Source organism: Desulfitibacter sp. BRH_c19 (genome assembly GCA_001515945.1).
GTDB lineage: Bacteria > Bacillota > DSM-16504 > Desulfitibacterales > Desulfitibacteraceae > Desulfitibacter.
On sequence record LOER01000010.1, the window covers coordinates 1 to 20,531 of the forward strand.

The following is a 20,531-nucleotide window of genomic DNA, read 5'->3' on the forward strand; positions in this document are numbered from 1 at the left end:
TCTACTCTTCCTGTTGCTACTGTTCCACGGCCTGTAATACTAAATACATCTTCTATTGGCATCAAGAATGGCTTATCTTTGTCTCTTTCTGGAGTTGGTACATAGCTGTCTACTGCATCCATTAAGTCATTTATCTTGCTGCACCATTCACAGCTTGCTTCTCCACATCCGCATTCTAATGCTTTTAATGCTGATCCAGATACTACTGGAATGTCATCACCAGGAAACTCGTATTCAGTTAGTAATTCTCTTACTTCCATTTCTACTAGTTCCATTAATTCTTCATCATCTACCATGTCTGCTTTGTTTAGGAATACTACTATATAAGGAACTCCTACTTGACGTGCTAGTAAAATGTGTTCTCTTGTCTGTGGCATTGGTCCATCTGCTGCACTTACTACTAGTATAGCTCCATCCATCTGAGCTGCTCCTGTAATCATGTTCTTTACATAGTCAGCGTGTCCTGGACAGTCTACGTGTGCATAGTGTCTGTTTGGTGTTTCGTATTCTACGTGTGCTGTACTGATTGTAATTCCTCTTTCTCTTTCTTCTGGTGCATTGTCAATCTGATCGTATGCTGTTGCTACTGCTCCACCTGTCTTTGATAAACAAGTTGTCATTGCTGCTGTTAATGTTGTCTTACCATGGTCAACGTGACCGATTGTTCCTACGTTAACGTGAGGTTTGTTCCTCTCAAATTTCTTCTTCGCCATTTCTAAAATCCTCCTTATTCTCAGTTAAATCACTTATATTTTAATGAATTTATGTTTCCATTGGTTTGCATATTCAAGTATATTTATTGCAAAATAAGATACATAATCTATATATCTACCCATTATTATTTTATAATATATAAAATTACCTGTCAAATATATACATAAGCACAAAATGTTTAATAAAGGGTCCCTTCAAAGCTTCGGTGAAACCAATTCCATAACTGAATCTCCCCCAAGGCAGGAGAGTGGATTGTTTCTAGTTCCTGCAGCTTTAATAGTTCTTTAGTTGGCCCAGTAACCACTACACCATAAACCTGCACTCCATTTTCCTTTACATATTCGTATCTTTCGGATAAAAGTAATTCTCTAGAATTCCCTCGGTATATCTTTTTTGCGATCCTCTCATTTTTAAGCAAAAACTCAATGGAATTTATAAAATACCCTTCTCGAGCAGAACTATCATCTGAGCGGATTGGGTTGTAGCTATTAAGCATATTGCTGGACATATGGGGCACTCCCCAAACTCCGTTAAATGCAGATAAAGGACTGTTATCCCTATCTGACACATATTTACCCTCTACTCCTGTTGAAACTGCATACCACGTAATATCTAAATCATAATCTTTTAGCATATTCATTACCTGGTCAATTGAGTAGGTTTCAAAGAAAGATATAGCTAATTCTGCTACAGTACCTTCAGATATAGCATCTAATGTCTGCCATGTCTCTTGATTATCAAGGTCCCTTTCATCAATACCATTACCAATAAACTCAGTTATTTGATCGGGGTGATAAAAATATAAGAATTGTTGATAACCATTATCTTTCCATTGCCACTTAGTCCCTGTAAGCATTAAAAGGTGATTAATATTTAGCTGCCCTATTGAATGTTTTTCTTTTCCAATTTGTTTCTCTAATGCATATTCTCCGAGGGCTACAAAGTAGGGTTTAATTTTTATGCTGCTGTGACCCCAGCCTCTACTAGTAAATATATGTGGACCACCAGAAGGTGCGGTTATAACAGCAGGCATGGTCACATTGGGAAATGCTAATTCCGTTAAGACAACTGCAGTATTTTGTGTTCTATACATACGTGAGCCTTCTCCACCTAAGGTAAAATATAAGCTTGAAAGAAGAGAACCGACAAAGCTAGCTACTAGAAATAGCAGAAGTACGGAAGTAGCCATGCTCAACCGATTTCTGTATTTAGCCCATCTGAGAATTCTCTGTTGTTTTTTATCATCTAGGCTGTTGTAAGGGGTTGTTACTTTATTCATAAATCCATTTGGAAGGATTTTTCGTTTTTCACTTTCTTTAATCCATTCATCAAATAATTGCTGACACTCATGACAACCTTCTAAATGTTTTTCAATCGCTTGCTCTTCTTCTCCACTTATTACACCTTGCAGATATCTATCCTTTAATTGTCTAAATTTTTCACAGCTCATTTTCATTTCCCATCACCTCTTTAATTTTCTGACGAGCCCTATATAAAGTTACTTTTACATTAGATAAGTTAAGCTTTAGAACCTGAGCAATATCCTCATATGTAAAGTCGTAATAATCTCTTAAGAGAATAACCTGCCTGCCCTTTTCTGGTAAAGAATTCACTACCCTAAACCAATTCCTTAATCTCTCTTGCTCTAAGTAGTCTTCTTCGGGACCTGTTTCCATATCTTTGCTCAGGTCTGCTAGTAGTTGGGGATCTGTGTGGATTAGTTTTTTATTTTTACGGTACCAATCAATGTATGCGTTATATGCTACACGAAAAAGCCATGGGCGTACTTTTTCCCCTTGATACCCTTCTAAATGTTCATAGGCCTTGATAAAAGTATCTTGCACCAAATCCTCAGCAATTTGAGGGTGACCTGAAAGCTGAAGCAGGTATTTGTACAAATCATTCATATAATATTTATAAACATCTTCTAAAGACTTTGCTTCCATGGCCACCCTCCTTCCTATAAAGAACGTTTGACTGATGAAGAAAGTTACACTTTCTTTTGCTAATTTTATCATTAATCTACCTTAGAAATTTAATTCTAGAGAAAAAATTAAAGGAAGCCCATTGAAGACTCCCTTTGATCTTTAACTTTCCTATTAAAATAACTAACCACTAATTATTCCTTTATATGTCAAGCGAAACGTCCCTTTGTCTTTCCTTTGTCTTTTAGAGCTTTATGACTTCTTTTGCAACGGTAAATTTATCCATAACTCCTAATATTGGGTTGACACCGATACCAGGTCCTGTTGGCACATCTATGGTTCCATCAGGATTGATTGCTGCAAGATTATCAACAATGTCTTCTAGAAAGTATCTCTTAGATGCTGACGTATCCCCTGGAATTGTGAAGTTAGGTAAAGAAGCAATTGCTAAGTTTTGAGCTCGGCCAATGCCAGTTTCAAGCATTCCTCCGCACCATACTGGAATTCCAAGATTAGAACAGATATCGTGAAGCCTGATTGACCTAGTTAACCCTCCAACACGACCAATTTTAATATTAATTATTTTGCAGCTTCCCAACTGATAGGCTTTTCTTGCATCTTCCGGATTTAGAATGCTTTCATCAAGGCAAATAGGTGTTTTTAATTCCTTTTGTAAAAATGAATGGTCAATGATATCATCATGACTTAAAGGCTGCTCAATCATCATTAGATTTAAATCTTCCATTTCTACAAAAAGATCAACATCACTTAAGCTATAGGCTGAGTTTGCATCTGCCATTAACTTAATATTGGGAAACCTCTTGCGTATCTCCTTGAGCATTTCCAAATCCCATTTAGGTTTTATTTTAACCTTAATCCTTTGATAGTTTTCTTCAAGATAACCCTCTATTAGATTAACAAGTTTTGGAACACTCTCCTGTATTCCAATGCTAACTCCCGTTGCTATTTTGTCTTTAACTCCACCTATTAAATGAGATAATGATTTTCCCTGCTGTTTTCCATATAAGTCCCATACAGCCCCCTCAAATCCCGCTTTGGCCATTGGATGTCCCTTTACCACCTCAAAAAGGTCAGATAGCTCCTCGGGTGTATTCCAGTTATTTCTTTGGGAAATAGGAATTAAAAAATCCTTAATTATATGCCGAGCAGTACTAAGGGTTTCATAACTATACCCAGGAAATTCTGAAGCTACTACTTCACCGTATCCCACTAGTCCATCTCCATGAACGCCTATAATTATAGCATCTCTGACCTCTTCCCTTCCAAAACTTGTTTCGAAGTAGCTGATAAATGGTAAATCAACCTGCCTAATTTCAATTTTCTCTATTTTCATGATAGGACTCCTCCTTTTTTTAAAACATATGATACTGAATCATCCGACATATTAAGTAAATTATCAACGTAATAACCCTTAGCAAAGTAATTACACATAGCTTCTCTTAGTGCAAATCGCCATCTTAAGGCTAGTGAGCTATTATCTTTCTTTATTTTTTGAATTTGTGTGGGAACCTCAAGTAAAATTGTTTCTTTTTCTTCAAACTCTTTCATTAGGGGTTCTGTACCATCCTCCGCAGGTAGTAGCTCAAGTGGTTTGTAAATTTCCCTGGGCATTTCAATATCATTGCCTTGAATAATACTCCTAACTCTTTCACTATTTATATGCCATTCAATTACCAGGCGGTCAGAGGGTAAGTCTTTATTAATTCCATCAAGGCTTCCATAATGATTAATATAGTATGTATTTGCTACACCTCCTAATTTTTTTAAATTGAGCTTTGCATTAGCTGTTTCTAGTGGATCAAAGGTCCAGGTTATGATGCTTATTCCTTTTTTTAAAATCTCTTCTCTTTGTGCTAGTTTCAAACTGTATCCAATACTAAGCCCCCTGTACTGTGGAAGTACAGCCAAAAGATGAGAACAGAAGATAACTTGCTTTTGTAGGTTTAAACCAACAAATCCATAGCTAAACCCTATCATCTCTTGATCCAGGTAAGCCCCCAGAACGAGTCCACCGTTTTTTTGGGCGGTAAGTAATTGGTGATCAGGAACTACCTCCTCCATGTCTTTAAGATTCCAAGCAATAGCCTGAAGTTGATGACAATCCCGAAATTCTTTCATTTCAGTTAAAGGGCGTATTATGATTGCATCCATATCTATCTTTCTTCTCCCTTCACAGTTGGTATTATTCTATTCTAGCATAACACCTATATAAAAAGTCATTAGATTTATAATAACTCTTAGTGTAATGGGTAAAATAATCTTCAAATAGATTCATTGGGAGGTAGCAGATGCAAAATTCAAATCAAGGTTTCTTGGAAAATTACTTCAAGTTAAAGGACCATGGTACTAGTATAAGAACGGAAATAATAGCTGGTTTTACTACATTCATAACCATGGCATATATCATTTTTGTGAATCCGCTATTTTTAGCTGATGCTGGTATGCCCCATGAAGCTGCAATTGGTGCCACTATTTTAGCATCTGCCTTTGCTACTATTCTTATGGGTTTGTATGCTAATTTTCCAATTGCTTTAGCACCTGGAATGGGGTTGAATGCCTTTTTTGCTTACACAATCGTCTTAGGAATGGGACTTCCATGGGAAACAGCCCTTGGAGCTGTTTTTATATCAGGAATTATTTTTCTTATTTTAACAATCACAAGAGTTAGACAAGCCATAATTCTAGCAGTCCCGAGGTCATTAAGAAGTGCTATTGCTGTAGGAATAGGATTATTTATTGCCACAATCGGCTTTAATAATTCTGGAATAATAGTATCCGATCCAGATACTCTTGTGGGACTTGGTAATCTCTCTGATCCAAGTGTTCAATTAGTATTATTTGGTTTAATTTTTACTGGCTTTCTTGTAATTAGAAAAATTAAGGGTGCATTTTTGATTGGAGTAGTTATAATTACATTAATTTCCATGGTATTTAATATAGGTAACGCTACACTTCCAATAGCTGTTACTCATATTATTGGACCACCACCAAGTATCGGACCTACACTCTTAAAATTAGATATTATGGGCGCTTTAGGAGTAGGTTTAATTACAGTTATATTCTCTTTTACATTTGTTGATTTATTTGATACTATTGGAACTTTTATGGGTGTTACTCGAAAGGCCGGGCTTATGGACGAAGATGGTAATGTTCCAGGAATGGATAAGGCTCTAACAAGTGATGCTATTGGGACATTATTTGGTGCTGTAGTAGGTACTAGTACAACCACCTCATACATTGAAAGTGCCGCAGGTATTGAAGAAGGAGGAAGAACTGGTCTAACTTCTCTAGTAACTGGACTACTCTTTTTAGCCGCTCTCTTTTTTGCTCCCCTTGTAACCTCTGTTCCAGCTATTGCCACAGCCCCAGTTTTAATACTAATTGGTGTTTTAATGATGACTGATGTTTTAAATATCAATTTTACTGACCTTACAGAAGCGATCCCAGCCTTTTTAACAATCATTCTGATGCCGCTAACTTTTAGTATTGCGCAAGGCATTGCTTTTGGATTTACATCTTACGCAATCTTTAAAACCTTAGCTGGAAGGTCAAACGAAGTAGGATTGGTAATGTATATCTTAATGGGGTTATTCATAATTCAGTTTGCCTTTTTTAGTTATTGATGAAATCCTATCTCTATACTTTTAATAAACACTTCAACCAAGTCTGGATCAAATTGGGTACCTACACATTCTTCTAATTCTATTAAAGCTTCATTAAGTGTAAGGGTTCTTTTATATGGTCTTCCCTTTGTCATAACATCAAAAGCATCAACTATTGCTAAAATTCTTGAAGCAAGCGGTATTTGTGTTTCTCGCAAACCATGAGGGTAACCAGTTCCATCCCAGCGTTCATGATGGTAAAGAATTTTGTCGGCAATAGGAACCAGCTCTGGAGCAGCCTGGGCTATCCTATGTCCAATTTCAGTATGTTTCTTCATGATTTCCCATTCTTCATCATCCAACGGTCCAGGTTTTTGTAAAATATGTTCGGGAATGGCAACCTTACCCACATCATGTAAGGTTGTCAAAAGAACTAGTTCATCCAGTTCACTAACTGTTAGACCTATGGCTTTACCAATAGTTACCGCATGTTCCTTCAACCTTTGACAATGTTGGTCTGTTTCATGTGTTTTTTCTGAAAGAGTTTTTTGAAGTGACAATATTATGGAACTTCTAGAACTCTTACTTTCTAGAAGCTTATTTCTATACATTCTTTCTTCAGCTTCCTTAAGAGTATCGAGCATATTGTCAGTATTAAGCTTTTTTGTCGCAACTCCAAATGCAACACTTAAGGGTATAGGCTCACCTCCAGCTCTATGACACTCATCTTTAATACGGTTACAAATTTCCTCTGCTACATACTCATCTGTTTTAGGAAAAATAAATGCAAATTCATCTCCACCAAGGCGGCATACTATATCTTCTGCTCTACATATCTTTTTAAAAACCTTAGCAATCCTCTTAAGAAGCTTATCACCTTCATTGTGGCCAAAAGCATCATTAACAAGCTTTAACCCATTTACATCGCCAATTATAATACTTATAGGTAGTTGCCTTTCGGTATCGATGCGTCTTAAGGTTTCTTCAAAATAATTTCTGTTATATAAAGTTGTTAATACATCATGCATACCAAGATATTTCAATCTTTCTTCATGAAGCTTTCTTTCTGTTATGTCGTCATAGATTCCGTATACACCGACCACTTCATTTTCTATAGTCACAGGAACTCCTTTTATTTGTACATTTATTGGTCGGCCCGCCTTGGAATATCTGATTGTTTCTAACGATACTGGTTGCCCACTACATACTTTATTGGTTATTTCCTTTGCTTCGGTAATTCTTTCCCCAGGTGCTAGCAAGGAATCAATATTCTTTCCTTTAATATCTCCCACACAATAACCAAAAAGATTTTGAAATTCCGAGTTTAAATCTATTACTCTGTGATTCCTGTCCAAAAGTGTAATCGCCTCAAAAGAATTTTTAAACAATGTCTCGAAACATTGCTTTTGATATATTAGTTCCTTTTCGGACTTATGACGCTCAGTAGTATCCCTAAAAGATTCAATTGCACCAACAATACTTCCATCAATATCGCGCAACGGTGTTGCTTTAACCCAAAGATAAGAACCTCCCTCACCAAGGAAAGGTGAGTAAACCTCCGCAATTAGCGAATCATTATTAAATCTCTTTATATACTTATATTCAGTTTCCATTTTTTTATCATAATCCAAAACCATGTCTATCAATATAGGCCTTCTAGAGTTGTGAAAAGGCAAGGAATATTCATAATTTCCTTTACCTAGCATGTCTTCTGCCTTTACACCTGTGATTTTTTCTACTGCTCTATTCCAAAGTACCACTTTGCTATCTTTATCAATAACAAATGTTGGATCTGGAAGAAAGTCTATTATATCTGCTAAACGCCGCTCTGATTCCTTTAGAGCTACTTCTGCACATTTTCTTTCATCTATATTCTCAATGGCAGTAGTTAAATACTTAAATTCACCATCGATTTCTCTTATGATAGATATATTTAGTCGGCCCCATACAACCTGACCATCTTTACGAATATATCTTTTGTCCATGACGTAACTAGATATTTCACCATTTATAAGGGAATTATGTAACGCAAGATCCTTTTCTATATCCGCTTTATGGGTAAACTCAGTAAAATGGATTTTTGAGAGTTCCTCTAATGAATATCCCAAAAATCTACATAAAGCCTCATTTGCGTTCATTATAAAGCCAGCAAAATTAGAAACTCCGATTCCTACAGATGCATTTTCAAAGAATGATCTATACCGTGCCTCACTCTCTTTTAAGGCACTTTCTACTTGTTTTTGAGGAGTAATATCTGTATAAATTCCATAACCACCTATTATCGCGTCATCAATTATCACAGGAACACCTTTTACTATAACATTGACTGGGATATTTCCCTTGCCGTATCTTATTGTTTCAAAGGAATTTGCTTTTCCAGCTAATATCTCCTTGGAAGTCTCAACTGCAATGGAATATTCGTAAGAATAAGTTTCATCTCCTAAATCACTTAGCAATATATCTTCAATTTTTCTACCTTTGATTTCCTCAATAGAATAACCAAATAGCTCTAGAAATTTTGAGTTGACCTCTACTATTCTATTTTCCAGGTCAAAGTATATAATAGCATCGCTTGCATTTTTGAAAAGAGCTTCAAAATGCTTGTTTTCTGTTATGTAAATTCCCGTTTCATTTTTGCTTTGGCTTGTATTATACATTTTTTACCTCCGTTTAAAACAAAAGACATTATTGAGAATTCTACATAATATTACAATTACCTGTTTATTCTACATATATTTACTAATTTTTTTTAAGATTATGGCCATTTACCCTATGCAGATTAAGCGAATCAAAATGGTGACAATCGAAATTGTCACCATTTACCTAATTATTGTTTATTGCTTACTCCAGCCTCTGCAAAGGTAGCCATTTCATGAATAATCTTAACAGATGCTTCAATGAGGTGGAAAGCTAAAGCTGCCCCTGTGCCTTCTCCTAACCTTAAATCTAAATATAGTACTGGCTGTAGTTCCATCATATCCAACATAATCTTATGTCCTGGTTCCTGAGAAACATGGGATGCTAGCATATATTCTTTACATTCATTTTTCATATTGTATGCTATCAGTGCTGCTGCTGTTGAGATAAAACCATCAATTACAACGGGAATTCTTCTAGCAGATGCTCCTAGAATCACACCTGTTAAAGCAGCTATCTCCAAACCACCCACTTTCTGCAAGACATCAAGTGGATTACTTGCATCCGGCTTATTTACTTCAAGGGCCTTTCTAATTACCTGCTGCTTTTTAACCAATCCTGCATCATTTACTCCAGTACCTCTTCCAGTTAAAAGTTCAATATCTTTTCCACTAAAACATGCTAAAATGGCACTACTAGGAGTTGTATTTCCAATTCCCATTTCACCAGTACCTACTAAAGTAGCCCCATTATCTATTTCTTTATTAACCATTTTAATTCCAACTTCTATTGCTGCAACAGCCTCTTCTTCTGTCATTGCAGATTCCTTAGCCATATTTCTTGTGCCACTTCTAATCCTACAATTATTTAAGTCTGGATGATTAATTGTTTCTCCTGCAACTCCTACATCAGTTACTATCACTCTGGACCCAGCATGCTTTGTTAATACATTTATAGCCGCACCCTGGTAAAGGAAGTTTAGTACCATCTGGGGAGTTACTTCTTGTGGAAAAGCACTAACACCTTCTTCTACTACTCCATGGTCACCTGCCATTGTCATAACTACTTTATCGCCTAAAGTTGGCATTGGATTATTCTGGATACGGGCAAGCTTTACTGCTATTTTTTCTAATACTCCCAAACTCCCAGGTGGCTTCGTTAGATTATCCAATCTGTTTTGTGCTTCTACTCCTACCTCTGGATTAGTTCTGACAATTTTTTCTAGCGTTTCTTTCATAAGTTTCATGTTACTACCTCCTTTTTAATGTACGGGGACACACCTCTTTTAAAGTTATATTCTGTCCTTGAGGAATGTCCCCAACTAATAAAAAAAAGTCCTCAAGCTTAAATAACAGCTCAAGAACTTTTCCATCATCCTTAAAGTAATATGGTTTAGGCAGGTCTCCTGACTTCCAACTCAATCGTCACGCGGCTTACCTTCCCAGATATAGTCCAGTGGTATAGCCTAACTCGTTGGTTACAGTGATGGGTTCGTGCTGGAATTTCACCAGCTTCCCTATTACCCCTTTACGGGCACCTAACATATTAGATATTCATATACTTATATTATAGTCTAAACCCGATATAAATATCAATATAATTATTCACAACTTCATGCAAAAGTTAATAATATCTCATATATTTTAGTAATTAGCACATGGCCCTATACATTTACCACATACATCTGCAAGTCCCATGGAGCTGTAATCTTCAGCTACCTTTAGAAGTCTATCATAACATAAATACTTATCAATACTATTCTCAGTCAAAGCCCCAACTGGACAGGCTTTTACACACTTTAAGCAACCTCTTCCCTGATAGAATAAACAATATTCTTTATCAGGTCTAACTGTAGGCTCGATTAAGTAATTGATTGCAATACTGCCAAATCTACCTGCGCACCCAACTGGGGTTATAAGCATTTTATTAACACCAAATGTACCTAGACCCGCTATATAAGCAATGCTTCTATGAGACCAAGCAGCTTTTAAGGTTTCTTCATCAAAATTATGAGTAGCCTTCTGATATGTTGCTTTTACATCTAGTTCCTTTAACCTATCAGTTAACAATGTACATATTTTATTTATCAGAGAATTTGCATTAATATAAGCACTTGCCCACTTTTCTGATACTTTATTTCCTCCTCTATTGGACCTGGCAATTTCTAAGTCAAAAGGCAAGTAGAAAGCTACAATAGATTTTACATCCCCTAAGAGATCCTCCGGCATTAAATGATGAGGGTGCAATCTCTTCAACTCTTGAAACAAATGATCATTTGGGCTGGCGTAACCAATCAAAGGTTCCTTAATACCATAAGAATTTTTCTTTACAGCTCCTTTGATTGTACTTTCAATAGTGTCTTTTATCTCATTCATGAAATCCACTACTCCATTCCTATAAGATCTTTAATGATTTGGTAATTCAACATGTAAACAAATTTTTATATGACAAGCGAAACGTCCCTTTGTCTCATGATTTGGTAATTCAACATGTAAACAAATTTTTATATGACAAGCGAAACGTCCATTTGTCTCCTTGTACAAGAAAACTGCCAGGTTATAGTTTCCAATGACAGTTTTTGTTAGCTCTTTTAAATTAATATGGTGCCTCGGGGCGGAATTGAACCACCGACACGAGGATTTTCAGTCCTCTGCTCTACCGACTGAGCTACCGAGGCAAATATTGGTGACCCGTAGGGGACTCGAACCCCTGATACCGCCGTGAAAGGGCGGTGTCTTAACCGCTTGACCAACGGGCCATTTTGAGATTAATGGTGAGCCATCCGCGACTCGAACGCGGGACACCCTGATTAAAAGTCAGGTGCTCTACCGACTGAGCTAATGGCCCTTACCAACAGTTTATAATTCTACACTATTCGACAATATGTGTCAACACCTTCTTTAAGAAAAGACTATTCCATGACTATATTATTTTCTACCATCAATAAATGCTCATACATTCTCCTGCGAGCTTCGAGTGAATTTCCTTGTGATATTGCTTCATATATTCCCTCGTGTGCATCTAAGAGTGTTTTGGGCATATTTTTAGTTGCATAAAGATTCTGGCGACTGGTACGCATTGTATTTTCAATGGTATCTGATACTGTATTCATTAGCCTTGCCAATAATACATTTCGGGAAGCCTGGGCTATTGTATAATGGAATTTCCAATCTGCTTTTTCACCAATTTCTAAAGATTCAATGTCCCTGTGCATCTCATCTAAGGCTTCTCTCATCTTCCCCAGGTCCTCTTTGTCATGCCTCATAGCAGCTAGCCCAGCTGCCTCAACCTCTAACCCCTTACGCACCTCTAATATTTCTAATACTGTATCTCTTTCCATTAATAAAATCATAGCTAATGGCTCAATAATTGAATCTATACTGGTCTGCCTAATGAAGGTCCCCTCTCCGGATTTTATCTCAACAAGGCCCATTAGGTGTAATGCACTTAGTGCCTCTCTAACCGAAGCTCGACTAACCGTAAGCCTGTCAGCCATCTCTCTTTCCGATGGTAGTCTGTCTCCAGGTTTTAAGTTTCCTTCTGTTACCATTGCCTTTATTTGTTCCACAATTTGCTCGTATATCTTTCTGGGTTTAATGGGTGTAAATTGCATAAATATCCCTCATTTAATCTCTTTTTTGTAGATTATAAATTACTTATTTCACTTAAATTTAATAGTAGCATTTCTTACTATCACCGTCTACACAAAATTCGACCCAAAAGGATAAAATCAAACTTATTTCGATAAAACAAACCTGAAAGTTTGCACTTAACAGGGCATTTTATCCTAATATTTGCCATCTAAAATCTGTGCCGTGTGTAATACCTTAGTGTTTGACTTTTTAGTATCTAGGCCACCCCTTAATGACATTAAACAACCAGGGCAATCTACAGCAACTATTGAAGCATCGCTATTTTGTACATTTTTTAGCTTCCTATTTAACATTTCTGCGGATACTTCAGGTAGCTTAATACAATAGGATCCTCCAAAACCACAGCAACGATCAGCTTCATCCATTTCTTTATATTCTAAATGCGACAAAGATTCTAATATCTCTCTCGGTTCTACCTTAACACCCATACCACGATTTAAGTGACATGCATCATGATAGGTAACCTTGATTGCACTAGTACATGCTACATCACATGTAGTTGCAACTTCCTTTTCACTAAGTCCTTGTTCATTTGAATCTAGCATATGGATTAGTTTAATAAAGTCAACTGCTTTTTCAGAAATCTTTTCAGCATCAGCCTTTGCTTTAGAATCATTTTCTAATAGCTGAACCCAATCGTGCTTAAGTGCTGATGTACAAGTTGGGCAAGCACTAACAATATAGTCGTATTCATCTTTTGCAAAACCAGCTAAATTTTGTTTGGCAATCTCTGCAGCCACATCCTGCCTTCCCATATATTTTGCTGGTGCTCCACAACATGTTTGATCTTGTGGATAAACAATCCCATATCCCTTTTTATTTAAAACCCTAACCAATGATTCACCTATTTCGGGATAAGCAAAATCTATAACACAGCCTCCATAAAAAGCAATTGTCCCTTTCTTATTCTCCACATTTTGTTTCATGGATTTTATGATATCTCTAAATGGCTTTGGAGCAATTGCGGGCAAGCTCCTCCAATGAGAAAGTTTAGAATACCCTAATGGTAGATTACGGATAAACTTATTTCCATCCTTCCCCTCTGCAGTAAAAGGCTTCTGTGCCCAAGAAGCCTGGCGCATTCCAAAATGAAATAGTCCCTTGTTTTTCAGAACTGACCCTACAATAAAGTTTTGTAAAAAGTCTAAAGGTATATCTTTTCTAATCCTATTTCTCATTTCCATTATGAGACCAGGAATATCAATTTTACCAGGACAAAACTCTTTACACCGTCCACATCCAATACACATTTCTTGGGGCTTATCTGCATCCTTCATACTATTAAAATAGGAAGTTAGCAGAACTCCAATACCACCAGCATAGATGTGTCCATAAACATGCCCTCCTACTAATTGATAGGTTGGACATACATTTAGACAACTTGCACAACGAATACATTGTGTTATTTGTTTAAATAATGGGTCCTTTAATAACTTTTTTCTGCCGTTATCCAAGATAATTACATGAAGTTCCTTATCAACAACTTCTGTTCCTGATCCATCCTTAAGGGTTGGTACAGCCCCAGTAATCATTGTTACATAACTTGTTAGTGGTTGTGCTGTAGCACTTTTTGGAAGAGCCTTAGCTATAGGAGCTAGATCTTTGAACTTTTCTACGAGTTTTTCATAACCAAAAATTGCAACGTGTACTGGTGGCACAGTAGTAGACAATCGTCCATTACCTTCATTCGTAAATATACACATAGTACCAGTTTCAGCTATAGCCACGTTACATCCTGATATACCGATATCAGCCTTTAAAAATTTTTCTCTTAAAGTCTGTCTAGCAAGCTTAACCATTAATCCAATATCAGGTTCAACATCTTTTCCTAATGCCTCTGTAAAAATTTCTGCACACCGTTCCTTACTCAAATGAATAGCTGGCATTACCATATGGGAAGGCTTTTCACCAACTTGTTGGATAATCCATTCACCGAGGTCAGTTTCAACCATTTCCATAACATCTTTCATTCTTTCATTAAGTTCTATCTCTTCTGTTGCCATAGATTTTGCTTTAACACATAGTTTTGCGTTTCTTTCTTGTGCAATCCCAGTTAAAATTTTGACTACTTCATCACCGTCAGCAGCCCTATGAACGTGACCACCTTTTTTAAGAATATTTTCTTCAAATTCACATGCCAATTCCTCAGCACGCGATCCAGCCGAGGATTTTAATTCAGCAATCTGACTTCTTAGTTCTTCAAAATCAATGCCAGTATATACAGCTTCCCTTGAAACTGGGAATTCGTCTCCAAACTTTCCCAAAGCACCTCTTAAATTAGGATCATTAAGTGCTTTATTAACACTTTTTTTAAATGCTTGATCTATAGGCATAATTCACACTCCCCCATAACCAAAATTGCTCAGTTTTTTAAAACCCTACTCAACACATACAATTATCAGTCGTCCAGGGCCATGAACACCAACGGTCAATACCCGCTCAATATCAGCAGTCTTACTTGGCCCTGTAATGTAAGATATATATCCAGGCACTTGGTTTCCATAGGTCTTTTGAATAACATCTAACGAATCTTCAAAGCTTTCCACTAATGACCTAGTATTTATAATGGCTAAATGAGTTGGAGTTAAGGAGGAAACTAGCCTTTTATACACATCTGTAGCATCCTGCACAATTGTACCTAAGCCAGCTATGCCAAGATCAAATTCGGTAATACCTAGGTCAGCTTTTTCCACAACATCTCTATTTAGGTCTGTAATAAATTCAACTCCATCTTGCTCAGCCTGTTTCTTAACATTATCAAAATTAATTTTCTCAAGTGGTACTGCTACCACTTTCTGATAGCCGCCTTCTTTAATTTCTCTATTGACAGCATTTTCAGCTTCCTGAACAGATGAACATCTGATGACCTTAACTGTAAGAGCTTCTGCTTTTTCTTTAAATGTATTAAATAACACTTCAATATCCTGGTTTGCTGGAATACTCTTCTGCCAGTCTATAATTTGAGCTACTTGACCCATATACTCTCACTCCTCCATATATAAGGTGATGTAAATTCAGATGGATTTTCGGTTTTCATCTGAATTCTAGTTACATATTTACTTGTTTTTCTTTTCTGCATTTTCATATGACATCTCTAACAATTGGGCTACATGACGTACTGGAATATCTTCTCCAGCTTGATGTAGGCCATCCTCCAACTGCATCCTACAAGCACCACAGCTTGTTACAAGCATTGTGGGTTTAACTGACAGAATATCATCAGTTTTCTTGTTTCTAATCGAGCTAGACATTTCATAATGGGTCAAACTAAAGGAACCGGCACTTCCGCAACAACGATCTGGCTTGGACATTTCTACAAAATCCAGTTCAGGTATTGAATTTAAAATCTCCCTTGGCTGTTTAGCTACCACTTTATCCCCTCGAACAAGGTGACAAGGATCATGATACGTTACCCTTTCCTTAATAGCCCCCTGTGGTTTTTTATACCCAATAACTTCTACCAAAAACTCAGAAATATCATATACCTTTGGCGCTATCTTTTTTGCTACATTTATATATCCACCTTCATTTGCCAATAAATCAAGATAATGATGAGACAGGGCACTTCCACACGTTCCACAAGCTGTAACAATATAGTCGACATTCTCTTTGCTAAGCTCATTTAAATTGTATTTTGCAATCTTCTTAGCTGTATCAACATCCCCGTGCATTAAGGTTGGGATACCACAACAGTGCTGATGCTCAGGTATAATAACTTCAACATCATTAGCTAAAAGAACATTTACAACTGCCTTACCTACATCCGTATAGATATAGTTATTAACACATCCTATGAAAAAGGCTACTTTATATTTAGGATTGTCAACTTTACTAACCCTTGGTAATTCTTTAATCAAATACCTATCTGCCAATGGAGGAATAACTCTCCTCATATCTAACCCAATTGGCAATCTAGGTGACGCAAGGTTTTTCCCCTTGACCTTTTTCATCCCCATACCTTGAAACTTACTACCTGCTATCATACCAAACTTAAATAGTTTTGGTCTTTTAAGAACATCAAAGATTCTTCTTTTTAATGGATGGATTCCTTTTTTCTTAGCCATAGCTGCCCTGGTAGCAAGAATAATCTTTTCAGGCTGAACACCACAAGGACAATTAGCTCCGCAAGCCCTGCATGTTAAGCAAAGACTTAATATCTCAGCCATTTTATCTGTGTATTCCAACTTTCCTTCAAGTAAGCCTTTAGCTAGTTGGATTTTGCCCCTGGCTACACCTGTTTCTGTATGTGTTTCATTATAAATAGGGCACACAGCCTGGCAGTTGCCACAGTTCATGCATTTTATAATTTCACTTTCAATATTTTTAAGATCATCATAGATTGCCATGCTTAATTCCCCCTTTAGATATTAACAATTTTGCCAGGGTTAAATATATTATCAGGATCCAGAGCCCTTTTAACTGCTTTCATAGCCTCAATACCTACGGCTCCAAACTCTTGCTCCAAATATTTCATTTTCGCTATTCCAATGCCATGCTCTCCTGATAAGGTACCACCTAATTCTAAGGCAACTGTAAAGATTTCATCTACAGCTTTATGCACCCTTTCCATTTCTTCCTTATTTCTTTCATCAGTTAGGATAGTAGGGTGTAAATTCCCGTCACCTGCATGACCAAAAGTACCAATAGTCAAGTCATACTTTTTAGCAATCTCTTTCAAAGCTTTTAACATATCAGGTATTTTACTTCTAGGAACAGTTGCATCTTCCAAAACAGTAGTTGGACTTACCTGAGCTAAAGACGGTAAAGCTGCCCTTCTAGCAGTCCACAACTTTTCTCTTTCCTCTGCAGTTTCTGCTATTCTAAGTTCGCCGTTGTTCTCTTTGCATACCTTTGCTACAGCTTCTGCTTCTTTAACTACCACTTCTGGAATGCCATCTACCTCTATTAATAGAACTGCTTCTGCATCTATAGGTAATCCAACTTTAGCATAATTCTCGACTGTCCTAATAGTTACATTGTCCATTATTTCTAAAGTAGCAGGTATAACCTTATTAGCAATAATACCTGTTATTGTTTTAGCTGCATCATCAAGATTATTGAATACTGCTAACATACTTTTTCTGTCTTCAGGTGCAGGTATTAGCTTTACAATTATCTCAGTAGTAACTCCTAGAGTTCCTTCTGAGCCTGTAAACAACTTAACCATATCATAAGCAGTAACATTTTTCACAGTTTTACCGCCACATTTCATGACCTCACCATTTGCCAAAACTACTTCAAGACCCATTATATAATGTTTAGTAACACCATATTTAAGGCCCCTTAAGCCACCGGAGTTCTCCGCCACGCTGCCACCCATGGTTGCGGTAGTAACTGTTCCTGGATCTGGTGGATAAATCAAGCCATGCTTAGCTACTGCATCATTCAGATTTTGAATAACAACTCCTGGTTCTACAGTAGCTGTCAGGTTCTCAGAATCTATTTCTAGGATGTTATTCATCTTTAGCATAGACATAACTATACCCTTTTTAATTGGTATAGTACCTCCGCTTAAATTTGTCCCAGAACCTCTTGTATACATAGGCACTTTATGCTTAGCAGCACATTTTACAATACTTACAACTTGTTCTTTCTTGCTCGGGGTAACGACTACATCAGGCATTTCTGATGGCATATCGGCAGTAGCATCGTAAGAATAGCAATGAAGAGATTCTTTATCAGTAATCACGTTGCCTTGGCCCAGCAGGTTGGTCAACTCATTAATAATATTTTTGTCCATTGAAAAACCCCCTTCGTTTAAATAGAACTATATACATTTCTAGCAGTCTAGTGGTCAGACCAAACCAGGTAGTATTATCTTATATGTTATCTTATTTGACGACTATATTGTACCATGTTCTTCTGTTTAATAAAACTAATTATCATTAGCATAGGTTAGATAGTTGCGACTTAATAATAGTTATACTTATAATTGACTAATAGTTAAAGAATGATTCCATAAGATTTGTATTAAAACATAAAATTGAGACAAATGCGGAAAAAAACCTCCCGCATTTGTCATATACTCCTCATATTTTTCTTAATCTGTTATTTAAAATCCAAAACCAATGCCTAAAACATATATAGCCAGAATACCTAGGATACCTGTAGCGATAAGATAATAGGTCATGGGGATTAATGCCCATCTAATTAATTTACCTTCTACACCAACTAGACCAACTGTAGCACAGGCAGCAACAACATTATGAACACAAATCATATTACCAGCAGCTCCACCAACAGCCTGGAGAGCAACTACCGTTGCACCACTTACACCAATCTCAGTAGCAACACCATGCTGGAATAATGAAAACATCATATTACTAACCGTATTACTTCCAGCAATGAATGCTCCTAAAGCACCGATTACAGCTGCAAGTGCTGGCCAAGCACCTCCTGCAATTGAAGCAACACCTTGGGCTAACTGCATAGGCATACTAAGCAGACCTGCGTCATTCATACCAGAGTTAATAAAGATACGAACCATAGGTACTGCAAAACCTAAAGCAACACTTGCTCCAACCATAGTTTTAAGAGATACGGAAAGTGCTTCTGACATTTCCGACCCCTTCATACCTTGAATAAAGAAAGTAATGGCAATAGCTACAAGAAAAACCGAACCTGGAGAATATAGAATTTGCCAGTTCTGACTAATTCCAGTTCCGAATATATCTCGTACCCAAAAAGTAGTACTTTCTCCAGTCAAGAAGCCTTTAAGCGGCGTCCATATTCTTGTAAGTACAAGCAATACAGCCACTATAATATATGGAACCCATGCTTTGATAAGGGTCATATTGGCTCTTTCTTCCTCTAGCTTCGGCCTTAAAGTACCCATCCAATCAGATTCCCACTCTTTTTCTGGTGGAAAGTCCCATATTTTGCTTGGCATTAAAAAGCCTTTACGGGCAGCAGTAATAACTATTGGTAGAGCTATTAAACCACCTAATAATGATGGAAAGTCTGGTCCTAAGAATACACCTACTAGCATATATGGAATTGTGAAACATAAAGCAGCAAAAATTGCAAATGGAGCAACTTCTAGCCCTTCTTTAAATGATTTGTTTTTGCCAAAGAACCTTGTTAACATCATACAAATTGCTAATGGTATCAATGTTCCAATAATACCATGAAATACTGCAACGTTTGCAGCAACAGAGTAAACATAGTCCAGAAATTGAGGATCAGCTGCACTTGCAACACCAATATAATCATGGACAACAGGGTTATCAAGACCTGTCCTTACACCAACAAGCATTGGAGTACCAACTGCACCAAAGGAAACTGGAGTACTTTGAATTATTAATGATACTAAAACAGCAGCCATTGCCGGAAAACCAACAACCACTAGCAGAGGAGCGGCAACAGCAGCTGGAGTACCAAAACCTGAGGCACCCTCAATAAAGGCACCAAACAAGAAAGCGATAATTATAGCTTGAATCCTGCGGTCAGGAGTAATATCCATAAAGCCACGACGAATAGTAGTAACGGCACCACTATATGTTAAGGTATTAAGTAATAAGATAGCACCAAATACAATGTATAGAAGAGTAATTGCAACAATTACCCCCTGTATACTAGAAGCAGCAACATCTACTATATCCATCTTCCACACGAACAAACCCATAATTCCTGTATATGCCCACGCGACTGGCATTGCATGTTTTGCTGGCCATCTTAAGAATACTAAGAAAATGAATACCACTAGTATAGGTGTAAAAGCCAAAAACGCCATAAATAAATCCTCCTTTTTTTATACCATTCTTAAAACTGTACGCTTGTATATAGTATACAGCCTTTCCCAACTATGCTCCTTATTCTCCACCCCCTTCAAACTGTTCAAGGTAGTCAGGTTATAATTGATTTTAGAAACTAAAATTTAAAAAGACCTTAAGAACCGTCGTCCTGGCCGAATGGTCCGACCATCGGACAAGTATCCTTCCCGACCACCTTTAACAGATATATTATACGTTTCTGGTAAG

At 37.0% G+C, this 20,531-nt stretch carries 14 protein-coding genes, 3 tRNA genes, 1 pseudogene and 1 other annotated feature; of the genes and pseudogenes, 1 reads left to right on the forward strand and 17 read right to left on the reverse strand.

Annotated features, from left to right (window positions below):
* The 5 genes and pseudogenes from tuf to APF76_02030 all read right to left on the reverse strand — a co-directional run bounded on the left by tuf (position 1) and on the right by APF76_02030 (position 4,811).
* Positions 1-713, reverse strand: a pseudogene (gene tuf, locus APF76_02010).
* Positions 714-892: 179 nt separating this feature from the next.
* Positions 893-2,170 carry a hypothetical protein gene (locus tag APF76_02015; GenBank protein KUO52920.1) on the reverse strand — a complete coding sequence of 426 codons (1,278 nt, stop codon included), beginning with the start codon at positions 2,168-2,170 and terminating at the stop codon, positions 893-895.
* Positions 2,154-2,660, reverse strand: a complete 507-nt coding sequence (locus tag APF76_02020; GenBank protein ID KUO52921.1) for a hypothetical protein — start codon at positions 2,658-2,660, stop codon at positions 2,154-2,156. Before APF76_02020 ends, APF76_02015 begins: the two co-directional genes overlap by 17 nt.
* Positions 2,661-2,883: 223 nt before the next feature.
* Positions 2,884-3,993, reverse strand: a complete 1,110-nt coding sequence (locus APF76_02025; GenBank protein KUO52922.1) for an o-succinylbenzoate synthase — start codon at positions 3,991-3,993, stop codon at positions 2,884-2,886.
* Positions 3,990-4,811 carry a hypothetical protein gene (locus APF76_02030; protein KUO52923.1) on the reverse strand — a complete coding sequence of 274 codons (822 nt, stop codon included), beginning with the start codon at positions 4,809-4,811 and terminating at the stop codon, positions 3,990-3,992. Before APF76_02030 ends, APF76_02025 begins: the two co-directional genes overlap by 4 nt.
* Positions 4,812-4,948: 137 nt before the next feature.
* Between APF76_02030 and APF76_02035 the strand changes: the two genes are divergently transcribed.
* Positions 4,949-6,283: a guanine permease gene (locus tag APF76_02035; protein KUO52924.1), complete on the forward strand. Its 1,335-nt coding sequence runs from the start codon at positions 4,949-4,951 to the stop codon at positions 6,281-6,283.
* On the opposite strand, the gene APF76_02040 is transcribed toward APF76_02035, so the two are convergent.
* The 12 genes from APF76_02040 to APF76_02095 all read right to left on the reverse strand — a co-directional run bounded on the left by APF76_02040 (position 6,277) and on the right by APF76_02095 (position 20,284).
* Positions 6,277-8,919 carry a hypothetical protein gene (locus APF76_02040; protein ID KUO52925.1) on the reverse strand — a complete coding sequence of 881 codons (2,643 nt, stop codon included), beginning with the start codon at positions 8,917-8,919 and terminating at the stop codon, positions 6,277-6,279. The two genes, APF76_02035 and APF76_02040, sit on opposite strands and share 7 nt — an antisense overlap.
* A gap of 170 nt (positions 8,920-9,089) precedes the next feature.
* Positions 9,090-10,145 carry a nicotinate-nucleotide--dimethylbenzimidazole phosphoribosyltransferase gene (locus tag APF76_02045; protein ID KUO52926.1) on the reverse strand — a complete coding sequence of 352 codons (1,056 nt, stop codon included), beginning with the start codon at positions 10,143-10,145 and terminating at the stop codon, positions 9,090-9,092.
* A 131-nt stretch (positions 10,146-10,276) separates the two neighbouring features.
* Positions 10,277-10,455 (reverse strand) — a binding site (cobalamin riboswitch).
* Between the two features lie 87 nt (positions 10,456-10,542).
* A complete protein-coding gene (locus tag APF76_02050; protein ID KUO52927.1) occupies positions 10,543-11,274 on the reverse strand; it encodes a hypothetical protein in 732 nt (243 codons plus the stop codon).
* Positions 11,275-11,500: 226 nt separating this feature from the next.
* Positions 11,501-11,576, reverse strand: a tRNA-Phe gene (locus tag APF76_02055).
* 6 nt (positions 11,577-11,582) lie between these two features.
* A tRNA-Glu gene (locus APF76_02060) sits at positions 11,583-11,657 on the reverse strand.
* Between the two features lie 13 nt (positions 11,658-11,670).
* Positions 11,671-11,746 (reverse strand) — tRNA-Lys (locus APF76_02065).
* Between the two features lie 64 nt (positions 11,747-11,810).
* Complete coding sequence (locus APF76_02070; protein ID KUO52928.1) at positions 11,811-12,512, reverse strand: GntR family transcriptional regulator; 702 nt, start codon at positions 12,510-12,512, stop codon at positions 11,811-11,813.
* Positions 12,513-12,686: 174 nt separating this feature from the next.
* Positions 12,687-14,885 (reverse strand): hypothetical protein, encoded by a 2,199-nt coding sequence (locus APF76_02075; protein KUO52929.1) that lies wholly within the window; start codon positions 14,883-14,885, stop codon positions 12,687-12,689.
* A gap of 45 nt (positions 14,886-14,930) precedes the next feature.
* Positions 14,931-15,530, reverse strand: a complete 600-nt coding sequence (locus APF76_02080; GenBank protein ID KUO52930.1) for a hypothetical protein — start codon at positions 15,528-15,530, stop codon at positions 14,931-14,933.
* Positions 15,531-15,608: 78 nt separating this feature from the next.
* Entirely contained in the window at positions 15,609-16,898 is a 1,290-nt protein-coding gene (locus APF76_02085) for a hypothetical protein (protein KUO52931.1), read from the reverse strand.
* A 14-nt stretch (positions 16,899-16,912) separates the two neighbouring features.
* Positions 16,913-18,292 carry a glycolate oxidase subunit GlcD gene (locus APF76_02090; protein ID KUO52932.1) on the reverse strand — a complete coding sequence of 460 codons (1,380 nt, stop codon included), beginning with the start codon at positions 18,290-18,292 and terminating at the stop codon, positions 16,913-16,915.
* A 312-nt stretch (positions 18,293-18,604) separates the two neighbouring features.
* The gene (locus tag APF76_02095) at positions 18,605-20,284 is read right to left on the reverse strand and encodes a lactate permease (GenBank protein KUO52933.1); all 1,680 of its coding nucleotides are present in this window, start codon (positions 20,282-20,284) and stop codon (positions 18,605-18,607) included.
* Positions 20,285-20,531: the final 247 nt, after the last annotated feature.